Raw genomic sequence first — 15,034 nt, 5'->3', positions numbered from 1 at the left:
GGGAAGATGTTCGGGGATTACTTCATCCTGAGGCATGAGCTCCGGAAGTTGCTGTATGCCTCCTCTCGTGAGCGACAGCGTGAAAAGGGGGTGCCGGTTGGACCGACAGTAAATACGAGGCAACGTGGCAGAGTAGTTGCAGCGTACGGAACGTTAGCTGGTGAAAGAGAAGAAAATCGGCGAGTGGGGTAGCCTGTATTCCAGAACAAAACGGTTCGTCATGGCTCTGTTTGTCAATCGTGCCTGTGGCTTGTGCTCAGTAGCACTCGAAGGGATGCTGGTGCTGAAGTGAAAGCAACTAGTCCAGTGACCAGTTGTTAGCAGCTGTATGCTATATCACGCGTAAAGAAAAGATTCAGACTTAAAAACCAGAGGAAAAATAACATAATGAAACTAAATAACCTTGCGCTTTCAGTTGTGCTGGTCACGGGATCATCAATAACAGCAACAGCAACAGCGATGGCAGATAAGCAATCAGCAGCGATTGTACCTTCTGGTGCCGTTGCTGCAGAGGTTCATCCAGTAGAGTTACCGTTCCCGGAGAAGGGTTTTACCTCAAAGCAGGAGGCGCGTATTGGTGAAGTAGCAAAAGAATACCTGTTAGCTCATCCTGAAATCTTGGTGGAGGTCAGCCAGAAACTACAGGTACAGCAGCAGAAGCAACTGCTTATGGCCATAACGCAGGCTGTGCTACGCCATCAAGATGCGCTGCTGGATGACAAATCCACACCGTCATATGGCCCAGCAAATGCGAAGGTGGCTTTTATTGAGTTCTTCGATTATCAGTGTTCCGTATGTGCCCATCAGGCACCAGTAATTGAGGCGCTTATCAAGGCAAATCCGCAAGTGCGTTATGTTTTTAAAGAGTGGCCAATCTTTGCTCAGCGCTGGCCTACATCCTTGACCGCGGCCAATATCGGCCTCCGGTTGTGGCAGCAGAAGGGCGCGGATGCGTATTTAGCTTACCATAATGCCCTCTACGCGACTGGACATGACGAAGGTAAGTTGACGAATGAGGATATCGAGAAGGTTGCTGCGAAGGCCGGAAAGCTGAGGGGGAAAAATTATGAGATGCTGGAGGTACTGTCACATACAGATACGCTGGCTCAGAATCTGGGGCTGAGTGGGACGCCTGGGATGATAGTGATGCCGATGAATGGAGCCACAGTAGATAATGTGACGATTATCCTGGGGGGGGCTGATCAGGCGACGCTGCAGACGGCCATCTATAAGGCCGCCGGCCAATCTGGGGGGGAATAAACCCATATGTGTACCTGAAAACCTTTATGCTGGAAGGGGGGGGCGTCCGGAAATACTGGAGCGCTCCGGCATTTACTGCCGGTCAGAGGAATCCTGTATTCCGCTATACGCCGGTCTCTGGTGATGAGCGGGACGAAATGATCAGGCGAGCTGCATAAAATACTGTTTGGCCGGCGCAGAGTAACAAAGTGCGCACTGAGTTTTTCGCATTTGTACCGAAAGACGCCTGATGATAACACGGCCCATACTGAATAATGTTCAAGTCTGCAAAAACTGAAAATACTTGTGGGGGATTTTTCAATACCTGGTATTTAGGCTGACCGTGCAGGCGGCGCGCTTTCTCGAAGCAAGTTCAAGTTGATGCTCCCTGGCTTACTGTATGAAGCTGCTACTGCCCTTAGTGCAGTTGTAAAAGTAACATATTTTGATAACAGTGAAATAATTCAAACTGCAATGTTTAATTGTTCTGGGTGTGATTACAATCACTAGCGCTGTCATAGGGAGGGAGTATAGTGAAATTATTCCTGAATAATTTGAAAGTTAGATTTTTTTCTGGGATTTTTGTTTGTTTTTTCTAGGGTTAGATAAATTTGTTTCTGATTGGCGATATTTAACTTGAATAATTCATATGCTGTTCTATTATCAATAATACATGAATCAATTAAGTAGTAATTTAATTTGTTAATTACTTTACGGCTAATCAATAAAAATGAATGTATAATTTTTGTTAAAAAACAAAAGAGGTAAGGGATGTATATTTTTTCTCGCCTGGGAGGAGATGTTGAAAATGATGATCCTGGACAGTATTTTAGCTGGGGCTATCCCTGATTAATTGAAGGGGGGGGGGTGAATTTAGGACGTTATTTTTGTATTGCTGGCGGTCCCTCATTGAATAATGAGGATCTAGGCTTGCTGGCAGAGTTTGATGGGAAAATAATTGTAGTGAATAATTCCTGGGAGCGTTATGGAAATGCAGATATCATTTTCGCCGGTGATTATCAGTGGTGGTCGATGTATCATTCGAGAGCCATGACATCACAGGCCGAACTCTGGACATGTGATTTAAAGGCGGCAAAAGAGTTTTCATTACATTATTTTGATGGTGTAGGGTCATTCAATTCAGGTTTAAGAGCCATTGAACTCGCAGTTTCGCTAGGCGCTAATACTGTTTTCTTGTTGGGTTATGATTGTTCTCTGAAGCACGGGTTTCACTGGCATGGACCTCATCAGTCTGGTTTACAGAATCCGACAGAGAATAGTATCTGTGGATGGAAAAAACAATTTCATCGCCTGTCAAGAATGATAAAAAGAACAAATATTATAAATTGCTCTTCATACACAGAGTTAGATATAGGAATTCAAATGTCATTACATGATGCTATAAAATCCTGTGGTAGTAATTCTGATATGGAATAATTTAACTTGTTAAAAAAAGAGAAGGTTTATTATGAACGCTAAGTTGTTAATAAATTCCGGAGAGCCGGCAAGTTTAAAACTATCGGTTGATGGAGACTATGCACTTTCTGATGGTACCGGTGATATTAATGTTTCATGTACTGTTTCAGATAAAAATGGCTCGCCTGTTTCTGGCGTTTCAATTGTTTTTCAGTTGGAAAGTGGAAGCAGTTCCGTCTTTAAAGAAAACAATAGCCTTATTCTGAAAGCTAATACAGATAGTAATGGGGTAGTTGATGTCAATGTTACCAACTCATCGGAGGAAACATTGACTGATATTGTGACAGTGTTTATCTTAGATAATAAGAAAATCACTGATTATGTGAATGTTCATTTCAAAACCAGAACGGATCAGCTCGTAGTTGATAGTGTTTATAATGCTAATATAACACTCAAAGATGGACAACCCTCTGCTGCATGGGTCGGTGCTGAGTTTTTCATTAAAACATCCGGCGGTAGCGGTGACGTAACCTGGAGCGAAAAGGACTCTTCAACGTCTGCACTATCTCTTCAGCAAAACGATAATGTTCTGACAGTAAGGATTATAGCTGTATTTCTTGGCGAAAAAAAATTGCAATGTAAAGATAATGTCACCGGAGAAATTATCACCTATTCATTCTCTCTTGCTGACTTTTTCGTCTTTCTTAATGTAGATATGAGCTATGATGTTGTAATGTCAAGTAAACTCATAGATCAACTTCCCTCCGCAGAGACCTTCCTTTCATCATATCGTCAATGGGGAGACATGAGTAAATATGAAGAGTGGAAGGATAAAGGATACGAATTCTGGGTTTCTTATTATGATGAAACTGCTAGTGCCTTTAATATTGTGACCGGAACCATTGCTGAATTACTGTTTACGGATGTGCGCCCCGTCGTTTTAGATATTAATTTCAATTAAACTTGACTGTACATGAGGTCTGTTATGAACCTGAAAAATAATGACAATAAGTATATTATAAGTGCAAAAGCATTGAACGATAATGTGTCTGCAGATGGTGTGTCAACCATTGAAGTTGAATTTACATTTACTGATACCGCAACGTATGATCCTGCTAAGGCTTTGCCGGTGGTTATTGAGCTAGAGGATACGAAAACTGCCGTCATAAAGGCAAATAACAGCATGATTTATAAAACAGTGACGGATGGCAGTGGAAAAGTTACCGTTTCCATAACAGATACAGTAGATGAAAGTGTCGTTGTCACCGCTTTTGTTTTGGCTTCCCAGAGTGATAATTCGCAGGTGACTATAACATTCCTGCCAACAGGGGATGTATTCGGCATTACCTCTGTAACCAATGCCAATAAAACGTTTACTACTGGAGAACCGACGGTTGCCTGGAAGGGGGCTTCTTTTACCATCCATACCAAAGGTGGGAGTGGTCCCATTGTGTGGACAACCAGTGGTGCGACGCAGGAAATCGTGGTCGAAGGGGACGAAACTGAGCGAACTGCGGGAGTCACTATTCTTGCTATGCCACAGCAGTCGACGATTATTAAGGCAACAGATACTTATACAAATGAGAGTGATGAGATTGTAATAGATATTAAAACGTTCGTTGAACCTCATACGACTAAAAAATCACTTACAGCCATTATTCTGACTTACAAGAATGCGCTGTTGGCACCGGATGATTATGCTACAATTTATAAGGAATGGGGGAATATGGGGTCATATGAATCCCAGGGGTGGAAAGTTGATGATGTTTACTGGACGTCAGAATATGGTGCTATTACTGGAATTGCTTATGATCTGAGTTCAGGAACAGAGAAAGTGGATTTTGATAATATAACTGTTAAGCATTATTTTTGTATAGAAACAGGTAAGGTATAACGTAATGAAAGCTGCCAAGATTTTTTTGGCGGCTTTTATGGTTTTTGATTAGTAAAAGAAAATGGTGATCCTCCTGTGTAGCTATCGGCTTGAGAGTGTTTTAGTAAACTTGAAGTTTTCAATAAGATAAAAATAATTTAAAAATAATCACATGATACACTGTGGTTAATATATCCTCAGGGGGAAATAAACGTCTATTTATAACATATGTAGGTTTTTACTTAGTCTGGAGGCATTATAATGAGCTACGAATGGACAGAAAGTCTTTCGCCGATGATCGGTGTGCCCATGTTGGATGTTCCCGCTGGTAGTGATGTCCCTAATGAATTACACCCGCGAGACTCATATACGGTAGAGCTGTTGAAGCTTTATCTTCTGGTGGCACAAAATCATTCGCAGTATTATCTGTCAAAGTTGAATAATCCAACTTTAAAGCAAAAGTTATTTATTGAAAAACTTGTTAAGTTAGAGTCTGAAGAGTTTGACCTGCTATTTAACAACCAGGATGGTTTACGAGTTAAGGGGAAAATCATCGAGATGCACCAACAACTAAAAACATGGCCGAATTATGGACATGCTAGCGTTGATTCTATTGGTGATGATGATTCTGATTTACGTGAATATGATGCACAGTACAGAACGATATCTAGGCCGTTTACTGCTGAATATATGCATGATGATGATCTTTTTGCTTACTGGCGTCTTGCGGGTAATAACCCTGTTTCTTTATTCGGTGTATCCACACTTCCTTCTAACTTTCCTTTGACAAACGAACAATATCAGCAGGTCATGGGAGAGGCTGATTCGTTGTCAGATGCGTTGTCTGAAAAGCGTATTTACATGCTGGATTATAGTTCTATGCCAGTGGCTGAAAAGGGATATTCAAAACCTGCGACGGATACTGATAGCTCACCCGTTGTGGGGTATTCCTATGCAGCGATGGCATTATTCGCGGTATCGAAAACAGATAATCGCCTAAAATCTGTCGCTATACAATGTGGGCAGGACCCGGATGATAGTAACCCTATGTTTTTAGCGTTGACGGATGAGGAACATCGTTGGGGTTGGGAGCGTGCTAAAATGGTTATCCATGCCGCAGATAAAACGGAACATCAGTTGTCTAGCCATCTTGGCCTAACTCATCTTCTGTGTGAGGCATTTGCTGTTGCGACTATCAGAAAACTTACTAAAGGGCATCCGGTATATGATCTTCTGATTTCACATTTTGAAGGTACGAACCGTATCAATCATAATGCGACGATCCAACTATTAGGAGAACGGCAGTTTGTTGATACATTAATAGCTGCCCCACTTGGGGATATTGCCACTGCTACTATTGATATACGACTTAATTTTAATTTCTATGATAATTTTCTACCAGCACGGCTAGCTTCAAAGGGGGTTAACGATACGACGGCATTACCTGAATACCCGTACCGGGATGATGCTCTTCTTATATGGAATGCTATCTCTGATTTTGTTTCCAGCTATGTAAAATATTTTTATGTCACCAGCGCTCAAGTTGCTGCAGATAGCGCACTTATGGCGTGGATGGATGACTTGCTCGCAAATGGTAAAGTTAAGGGACTGAAGAAAATAAGCACTAGGGAAGAGCTTTCTGAAGTATTAACAATGGTGATTTTCACCAGTTCAGCACAACATGCAGCGGTTAATTTTACACAGCCAGGATGGATGATGTATGCCCCCGCAATGGTAGGGACCCTCAATTATCATAAACCAACTGATAGGGCTAATTCCACGAAAAATGAGTGGTTGGAGATGTTACCTGTTTTGTCTCGGGCAATGAAAAAAATTGATATTTACACTCTATTGGGTAATCTTTATAATGGATATCTTGGCGAATATGTCGACAGAGAGGGGAAGAGTGTATTTGATACCAATGATACTAGACTTATGAATGTGATAAAAAGTTTTAGGAGTAAGTTATCTGAAATTGAAAAAACTATTTCTGAACGTAATAAGACTAGGCTTATCCCGTATGAAACGCTTTTCCCGTCAAAGATACCGGCAAGTATTAATATATAATGTTGTTTTTTAATTTGCTAGTGTGTTCCTTAATGAGGGAGTGCTTATAACTTTAAGAATTTTTTATTATAGCAAGTTACTGTAAATTCTGGTTCGGGGAGTCACCTTCCTGGACCAATAATATAAAGCATATTCCATCAATAGTTGTGTGGCAGTTTTTTAAATGTAACTATCCCATTTCTGGCAGTGACTGTAAATTGGTGAGTAATAGATGAACAAAGGATTCGGTAAATATGGTTGGTTATGGGTAATTAATGCTACATACATTATTTTTTTTGATCTTTATTAAAAAATAATGAACGAAATTTAACTTTGGCTACGTTATCAGTATAAATTCTTGTCATCTTTGATAATATCCCCACTTTATCTCATGATGTATGAGAGTGGCTATCTCGATAATATATCTGGTCTGTCTTTTATTGATGACTACCAAAATAGTGGACTGTTAATTTTCCGATGTTGAGTTTTATGAAAGTACATCCTTCAAATTGTACTTTATATACTTCCACGTATGGAGCATTATATAGAATTTCATATGGGGCAGGAACCGTTGTAATTGTTAGAGCTTATGCTTATGATAGAATGAGGGTTGAATTGGTGAGCTAGTAACCACTTCCAACTTGCTCTATTGTTTTGCTCATGTCCATATTAGATTAGTGATGTTTTTTTAGTTAGAACGAGCTCGTTCCTAAAATGAATTTTGCCAATCGGTACCAAGTAAAAACGGTTTGGCGATGAGCTTTACCTATTAATCTCTATGCTGACCTTTTATAAATGAGAGGAAAAATGACAGTTATCGTAACGGTGTTAAAATCTGGTGGAGAATTTCAGCCTGAGCATGTTCAGCGTTTACATGCTCAGTTCCATAATCTTCCATCTATATGCCTTTCTGATGTGACAGTACCAGGTGTAGATACTTTTCCCTTACGTTTCAATTGGCCTGGATGGTTTTCAAAAATGGAGTTGTTCAACCCCGATCTTATCCATGATGATATCTTGTATTTCGACCTAGATACGCAGATAGTGATAAACCCTGAGATTTACCTATATGATGACCATTTCCGGATGTTATCTGATTTTTACCATCCGGATAAACCAGCCAGTGGAATGATGTTTATCCCCCACAATTTTAAGGCGTATATTTGGTCTGCGTGGATTGATGCTCCGCTTAAGTGGATAAGTGAATGTTGGGGGGATCAAGATGTACTGGAAAAAATCTGTGGCCGTGAGGTCGCTCGATTTGATAGCTCCGTCAAGTCATATAAACTCCATGTTGCTGGACCGGGTATGCCGGGCTGGCATCCTACAAGTTCTGAGGGTTGTGGTACTATTCCTACAGGTACAAGTATTCTGTGTTTTCACGGTAAGCCTAGACCATGGGATATACAGTTACCTCTAGCTATGCACCGTTGAAAATAGCCACTGGTGATATACCGGATTGTCTATTTTTCAGAACCAGCGACGATATTGAAGTGCCGTATGCGCAGTGTCAATATCAAGCTCAATCATTTTAACTTGACCATCACCCAAAGCGATATTCGTTTGGGGGCGAGTTTTTTAAATAAAAAATCAATGACCAAGACTTTTCAGCTCTCATCTTTTTTACAGTGTTATGGCATCCATGCTTTTTCTATAGAATCGCTGCGTTATTGATAATGTTTTTTTACGAAATGGTGTTGTAGAAAACTTAAGGCTCTGTAAGGGAATGTAATTTATAGTCGCTATTTCAGCTGAAAACAATAAGTTGAATGGCTCTATGTTGGTGTGTTTAGTGAAATACATAATGTTCATGCGATGAAAAAAATAACTGTTAATCATGTTCTCTCTAGTAATACGAAAAGTATAATATTCGATGATATACTTGGATATCATAAAAAACATAGTGAATCATCTATAGATATAATAGTCTCAATTACTCCAAAAAGTAATTCAGATGTATATGTATACCATAGGCCTCACTTGGAGGAAATGCTAAGAAATAATTCTATAGCTATAGTTCATCACGATCTTAGGGAGTTTGAACCATGTTTTAATCTTAGCCTTTTTTTTCCTCGATATACAGAGGCTGGTTTTGTAATTTGTTTGAATAGAACACAAGAGAATATATTGCGAGAGAAAGGGTTGAATAATACAGTAGTTATTCCTCATGGATACAACCCTGATGTTTTTAAAGAAATCATAGCGCCAAAAAAACATTCTGAAGGAAAAAAAGTTTGCCTCGGTATATTATCCAAGTATTACTTTCGTGGAGTAAAAGGAGATGTGTCAATTCTTGAAATAGCTAAGAGGTTACCCATATCTGATTTTTCATTCTTTTTAGTCGGGGAAGGTAGGGAGATATTAAGTAAGCAGCTGGCTGACCTTGGGTTCACTAGTGAATTTGTAGAAAACCACTCTTACTCAAAGTTTAGCGTTATATATGATAAAATTGATATCCTTTTAATTACTAGTTTTTATGAAGGGGGGCCAGCAAGTGTACCTGAAGCAATTGTGACAGGGACACCAATAATTACTACTCCCGTAGGGATGGCGTTAGATTATATATCAGACGGTAATAATGGTGTTTTTTTATCCGGTACGTATGATGACTACGCACAGTTAATAATTGATAGTTGTAAGATGTGTAATTTAAATAAGTTATTTAAGCAAGCTTTTCTTAGTAGATATAATGTAATGACTTGGAGTAATGTGGTTAATGGTTACTCTGAAATATATAAGAGGATTCTAAATGTCTAAAATGGGTATTTATTTTTCTGACAGAAAAAACATAAACAGAAAATCCTTTGGTAAAATATTTAATTATCTTGATGAAAATGAAGTTCCTTATTCAAGTGATGACGATAGCGTGTGTTTTAAATTTGGTTTTGGATGCTATAAAGAGCTGAAATCTTGTTCAATGTTCATGGGTATGTATTCTAAATATAATGTGATGTCAGACGATGAAATACTGCACATTAGTTATTTCGGAATAAATCTAATTGATGTATATTTATACGAGGCTCTTTCTTTTTTCTTAACTGTTGATAACTTTCGAGCTACCCTTAGAAATAAGACATCTAGAGAGGATATATTTAACGCGATGATATCGGTTGATAGGGATACATTAATAATGTGTGTTTGTATATCTATATTTTGGGCTGAATATTGGATTTTACGATGGCGGGAAATATCAAAATATAAATACGTTGGTGTTTTTTCCGGTGCGCAAATATATAATATGATGTTAATTGAAATATCTAAGCGTTCACAATTTTCCCCATTGCTTATGGAGAGTTTTTTTACAGGGAATGAATTTTATCTTGAAAAGAAATATGAACCAATACCTAATAACAGCAATGTTAAATTCGCTAATGTGTACCGTTCATTAAATTTTAATTATAATCGATTAAATATCGAAAATGCATATCAAAAAATAATAAAAAAAAAGAATAAAAACAAAACAGAATGTCAAAGTAAAAATATATCAATTGATAAAAAAAATGCCAGTAGAGTCATTACTATTGTCGCACAGGTAGTTAATGATTTTTCAATAATCTGTACATTTAAAAATTATTTAAATACAATTGAATTTTACAAAAATGCAATTGATTTGTTGCTAATGAATGACGATAATTATTTAATAATAAAAACTCATCCATGGGAAAAATTTAAAAACAAAACCAACATTACATACAATGAAATCAAGAGTTACATATTTACAAAACCAGCTGATCAGATAAGTCGATTCAAACTTATAGAAAGTTGGGATATCGATGAATTATGTGAAAAGTCAGATTTCATTATGACATTATGCTCTCAGGCTGGTATTGAATGTGCAATGAGAGGAAAGAAAATAATTCAGTTCGGGAATGCATTTTATGGTGGGAAAGGGTTTAGCCATGATTATAGTACCCTTGACGACTTTATGAATGATTTCAACTCTGGATTAATATACCCTTCTCTGAGCAGTGATGAAATGAAAAACTTTAACGAATTCTTAAGTAAGATGTTTTCATCTTTCTTGGTATCTAATAGTGATTCTGTAAATAGCATATTAGATAGGTACTTCCAATAGTGTGAGTATAACGGCTTTGGTTCCACATATATTTTGAGACTTCCATTTTTTGTCCACTAACTGGTACTCTTCCGGTGTCAGTTTTTTCAGTGATTAATGGGGAGACGCTCGCTGTTATATTCTGGCAGCCAGCGTTCTGTTGTCGGTAAGAGTCAAGATAGTTGGCAGTGTGTCCTGAAGGTAGATCTTCTGGATGAAATTTTACCATGCTGTATTTGTGATGAGGGTAGGCCCTCGGGCTCGCCGATCAGGTGGTGATCCCAAACCACTCTGGACTGCATACGTAAAGAGCGTGTGTGGTGAGCGCCATGGGAAAAGGCGGAGCAAGACTCTGAAGTGGCACACTGAATTTGGCCACCTGAACAGAGGTGATATTGATCCCAAAAGTAGCCGGCGAGTCCAGGCCCCTACCGTAGGCGATCAAGTAGCGCAAAAGACGGTCAAATTGATAGTAGAAGCGAGACTGGAACAGATTTTTCATCCCAGCTCATTTGGATAAGAAGAGCCGTATGAATCGAGAGATTCACGTACGGTTCTGTTAGAGCCAGAGGGGGCGGTTCCCTTGTGACCTGCTCACGCCCCATTAGAGTTTTTGATGGGGGTGACATCTATCCTGACAGAGGGGGGGGCCATAAGACGATATTACAGGAGTTTTATCAGGTGACGTTCCGTAAAAAGCTCTACGACGACCTCGAAACATTACAGGAAGATCTTGATAAATGGCTGGAGTATTACAATAATGTTCGGACCCATCAGGGGAAAATGTGCTGTGGGCGTACACCGATGGAAACATTGCTTGATGGAAAATGCATCTGGGCTGAGAAGAATTTGAGCCAGATGTAATCTGACAGACACCTGTATAAATAACCGGTAACTGTCAGATCAGGTCTGAGCTAATACATATTAAAACTATTCTGCTGTAATATCATCTCCTTCAGAAGAAAGAGATGATATATAATTGATGAATCATACTGCTTTTATTAACCTGCTGTCGGCGTGACATCGATCACGGTCTGACTTTCAGGTAAAGGGAATCTTAATGTTTCCTTATATTCAAGTAGGCTGCTTAAAGAAACCCGTCTTAAGGTGCGATCTCCATATGTGCAGTAGTAGTAATTAAGATTGTTTGTGTCACAGCAGGATGAAAAATTTGTTATTTCTAGAGATTTATTATCTTCCCCTCCTATTTCTACCCCCCCAACCACATCCGAAGTTGACAATAAATGGAATATTGTATTAACACCATCTTCATAGCTTTCTGGTTTTGACACAAGATTACTTAAATATGCAGCTCTGACAAACCTGGAGGGTGAACTAAAATCCCCCGGCATACCACTCAACCCATTACCTGGCCAAGACACTTTTGCAGTAAATTTATCATTGAAAATTTTCTCTGGCCAGTTTGTGGCCTGTAGATGAGTATAGTTGCTCAAATTTTCCAAGTGCCATTCAAAGTTGGGTGAATTAGTACATGTTCCTACTGGATTGTCCTTAATTATCAGTTTTCCACCTACGGATTCGATGACAACTGCATTACCAGCAGCATCAAATACAGGCCAGTGTAGTGGAATGTTTAAAAAAGGTATATTATGTACATCGATTTCATTATTTGTTATAAAGTTAACAACATCATCGATGTCTGCACATGAGGAAAGCAGTAGCTGACAAATTTCTAAAGGACCGACAGACTTACCCGGAGTAATAGTCTCTGCATACTGGCTAAAATCAGAAAAATAAAATCCGCCACAAACTAGCCCTCGTTCATTCATTCCATCAATAATGAAATCTAATGTGCCGGATAAAAAAATACCAATTGAAGCATACTTGGAATCCCAGCATAACCCACTAAATGTTAAGGAGGTGAATTTTTTTCCGATGGGATTAAAAACACCTTCAAATTTGCTGTCAGCACCAAACATCATTGCTCGACCCGTAAGGAATGTTGAATCCTTACACATTAATGATAGTCCTGTACACATATTTCCTCCTAATATATCATTGAATAATAACGAACAGTATGATTTTTAAAATATTGTTAAATTAATTTTCCCGAATCGATTTATTTATATAACGTTGATATTGATATCCCCATTAATTCAAACAGTCATGTAGCTATATGTTTCCTTTCATCATAAATCTGAATAGCCAGACCTGTTTATCCTTAGTCAGAAACCCTGGCCGCCTCCTTTAGGTCCTCTGGAGCGTGCAGCCGCCCCGAGTCTTTTCCTACGTCAGGTACGTTCAAGTTCCCAAGTACACCCAAAAAATGAAATATTAGCATTCTGGACGGAGTTGGAAGTTGTATCAATGGATTCCAGAGGGTGCTTTAAGGCAACACTGGCCGACTCCAAAGCCTTGATCATTTCAATTAAGTCTTTCAGTGAACGACCTAGGCTGTCTAAATGTCAGATCACTAGAGTATCTTCTGGCGGGGTAAATTGAAGTACAGCGTTAAACTCTGATCGTTCCGCTTTGGCTCCGCTGGTCTGATCTTCACGTATTTTTCGTATCTTGCCATCTGAAGTCCATCCCTCTACAAATTCACATTCTGATCATCAATTGATGACCCAGGCATACCTGATTAACATCATTTTACCTACAGATTGTTAACATTCCCGTTGGGGTTACCTTATAATATTATTTTATTCACTGGGTATGGTTATTAAAATTTTCAGCCGTTTCATTTGGGCTCAAAGCGGAAATTCGAAGTAAAGAAAAAGACAGTTTTCTTTACTCATTGATGCCACTGTTCCCTCCATAATACATACTAATACTAAAAGAGCCATCATGTATCCATTCACCTAATTAAAATCGGTCAGAATATTGGTGAAAATTATACTCTACTTCAGGGAAAAACCTATAGGTATCAGTATAGAACAGATCTAGCTAACCTGAAATTTTTAGTACATATATATTTAGATGCAACAGCAGATATACCACATTGGCTATACTTGGTAACTGTAGTGTTGATCCTACCCACGAATAGTGGACACGCTGTTAAGCGAGTAAAATCGTTAACAAGGTGAACCATGACGCAAGCAAAATCTGTGAAGAAGACATCCCGTAATCAATATACCCCGGAATTTCGCCAGCAGGCGCTGGCGCTGGCTGAGCGCATCGGTGTGGCCAAAGCTGCCCGGGAGCTCGGCCTGCACGACTCTCAACTCTACGTCTGGCGCAGTAAACAACGTGAGCAGGGCTCCACCTCTGAGCGTGAGCAGCAACAGGCAACAGAAATCGCCCGCCTCAAGCGCCAACTGGCCGAGCGGGATGAGGAACTGGCCATCTTCCAAAAGACGGCCACCTACTTCGCCAGACGCCTGAAGTGAAGTACGGTTTTATACACCAACATCAGGCGGCGTTCTCAGTGAAAAGCCTGGCCCGGGTACTGTGCGTCTCGCGCAGTGGCTGGTACGCGTGGTTGAAGCGCCGACAATCCCCCTCGCTGCGGCAGATGCGTCGTCAGCAGTGTGATGAGCGGGTGGCACAAGCTTTTATACAGGCAAAACAGCGCTATGGCGCGCCCCGACTGACGCAGGAGTTGAGTGAGGCCGGCCATGGCTGGAACCGTAAAACGGTGGCGGCCAGTCTGCGACGTCAGGGATTACGGGCCAGAGCGGCGCGCAAGTTCAAAGCCACGACAAACAGCCGGCATAACCTGCCGGTGGCGCCGAACCTGTTGCAACAGGACTTCAGTGCTGAGGGGCCGGACCAGAAGTACGTTGGGGATATCACCTACCTGTGGACAGAGGAAGGCTGGCTGTACCTGGCGGTGGTTATCGACCTGTATTCGCGTCGGGTGGTGGGTTGGTCGATGTCGGAACGAATGACGGCAGAGCTGGCGTGCAATACGCTGAAAATGGCGCTGTGGCGGCGAAAGATGCCGCGCGGCGTGATAGTTCATTCTGACAGAGGGAGCCAGTATTGTTCCCATGATTATCAGGGTGTTATCAAAGACAATGGACTGATATGCAGTATGAGCGCGAAGGGCTGTTATTTTGATAACGCCTGTGCGGAAAGCTTCTTCCACAGCCTGAAAGTGGAGCTAATCCACGGTGAGAGGTTCAACACGCGGGAGGAGATGAAATCGGCGGTATTCGAGTATATTGAGATAGACTACAATCGGCACCGACGGCATAGTGCCAACGGCGGGCTAAGCCCTGTGCAATTTGAGGAAAGAAACCTCGCTTAAGGCAGTGTCCACCGTCGCTGGGCAAGATCAATCTGAATTTACACCACCTTGACGGACTCGACCACGACATTTGACAAAACGAGTGGAGTGCCCGAGGTAAAGGCGTAAAAAAAGGATCTCAAGAAGATCCTTTGGTTTCACCGTACGTCATCACTCTGGAGGGGAAAATGCTAATAGACATAACAACAGGCGA

11 protein-coding genes and 1 pseudogene are annotated in these 15,034 nt (G+C 40.4%); 10 read left to right on the top strand and 2 right to left on the bottom strand.

The features are described 5' to 3' along the window. Positions 1–459 precede the first annotated feature (459 nt). The 8 genes from ABFX35_RS12110 to ABFX35_RS12075 all read left to right on the top strand — a co-directional run bounded on the left by ABFX35_RS12110 (position 460) and on the right by ABFX35_RS12075 (position 10,649). Positions 460–1,260, top strand: coding sequence for a DsbA family protein (locus tag ABFX35_RS12110; protein WP_428832192.1), 801 nt, complete (start codon positions 460–462; stop codon positions 1,258–1,260). 846 nt (positions 1,261–2,106) lie between these two features. Further along, positions 2,107–2,676 (top strand): hypothetical protein, encoded by a 570-nt coding sequence (locus ABFX35_RS12105; protein WP_346081277.1) that lies wholly within the window; start codon positions 2,107–2,109, stop codon positions 2,674–2,676. 31 nt (positions 2,677–2,707) lie between these two features. Beyond that, entirely contained in the window at positions 2,708–3,616 is a 909-nt protein-coding gene (locus ABFX35_RS12100) for an Ig-like domain-containing protein (protein WP_346081275.1), read from the top strand. A 24-nt stretch (positions 3,617–3,640) separates the two neighbouring features. Further along, a complete protein-coding gene (locus tag ABFX35_RS12095; protein WP_346081273.1) occupies positions 3,641–4,549 on the top strand; it encodes an Ig-like domain-containing protein in 909 nt (302 codons plus the stop codon). 240 nt (positions 4,550–4,789) lie between these two features. After that, positions 4,790–6,595, top strand: coding sequence for a lipoxygenase family protein (locus ABFX35_RS12090; RefSeq protein ID WP_346081271.1), 1,806 nt, complete (start codon positions 4,790–4,792; stop codon positions 6,593–6,595). 786 nt (positions 6,596–7,381) lie between these two features. Continuing rightward, positions 7,382–8,008, top strand: coding sequence for a hypothetical protein (locus ABFX35_RS12085; RefSeq protein ID WP_346081269.1), 627 nt, complete (start codon positions 7,382–7,384; stop codon positions 8,006–8,008). A gap of 381 nt (positions 8,009–8,389) precedes the next feature. Beyond that, positions 8,390–9,331: a glycosyltransferase gene (locus ABFX35_RS12080; protein ID WP_346081267.1), complete on the top strand. Its 942-nt coding sequence runs from the start codon at positions 8,390–8,392 to the stop codon at positions 9,329–9,331. Next, positions 9,324–10,649, top strand: coding sequence for a capsular polysaccharide export protein, LipB/KpsS family (locus ABFX35_RS12075; protein ID WP_346081265.1), 1,326 nt, complete (start codon positions 9,324–9,326; stop codon positions 10,647–10,649). The genes ABFX35_RS12080 and ABFX35_RS12075 overlap by 8 nt, the downstream gene beginning before the upstream one ends. A 247-nt stretch (positions 10,650–10,896) precedes the next feature. Here ABFX35_RS12075 and ABFX35_RS12070 read toward each other — a convergent pair whose 3' ends face one another. After that, positions 10,897–11,130: a hypothetical protein gene (locus tag ABFX35_RS12070; RefSeq protein ID WP_346081263.1), complete on the bottom strand. Its 234-nt coding sequence runs from the start codon at positions 11,128–11,130 to the stop codon at positions 10,897–10,899. A 149-nt stretch (positions 11,131–11,279) separates the two neighbouring features. On the opposite strand from ABFX35_RS12070, the pseudogene ABFX35_RS12065 reads away from it, so the two are divergent. Then, positions 11,280–11,492: pseudogene (locus ABFX35_RS12065) on the top strand (IS481 family transposase); the annotation flags it as partial. Between the two features lie 137 nt (positions 11,493–11,629). On the opposite strand, the gene ABFX35_RS12060 reads toward ABFX35_RS12065, so the two are convergent. After that, complete coding sequence (locus tag ABFX35_RS12060) at positions 11,630–12,628, bottom strand: linear amide C-N hydrolase (RefSeq protein ID WP_346081261.1); 999 nt, start codon at positions 12,626–12,628, stop codon at positions 11,630–11,632. 1,050 nt (positions 12,629–13,678) lie between these two features. Between ABFX35_RS12060 and ABFX35_RS12055 the strand changes: the two genes are divergently transcribed. After that, positions 13,679–14,841, top strand: a protein-coding gene (locus ABFX35_RS12055) for an IS3 family transposase (RefSeq protein ID WP_346081259.1) whose coding sequence is annotated in 2 segments (ribosomal slippage) — positions 13,679–13,946 and positions 13,946–14,841 — 1,164 coding nt in all. Because the reading frame shifts where the segments join, the coding sequence is not laid out codon by codon here. The last annotated feature ends 193 nt before the right edge of the window (positions 14,842–15,034 follow it).

Origin of the sequence: Gibbsiella dentisursi, from assembly GCF_039539505.1 — a bacterium.
GTDB lineage: Bacteria > Pseudomonadota > Gammaproteobacteria > Enterobacterales > Enterobacteriaceae > Gibbsiella > Gibbsiella quercinecans.
Note: the sequence above shows the minus strand (reverse complement) of the source record. Positions and strands in the feature narration are given on the sequence as shown.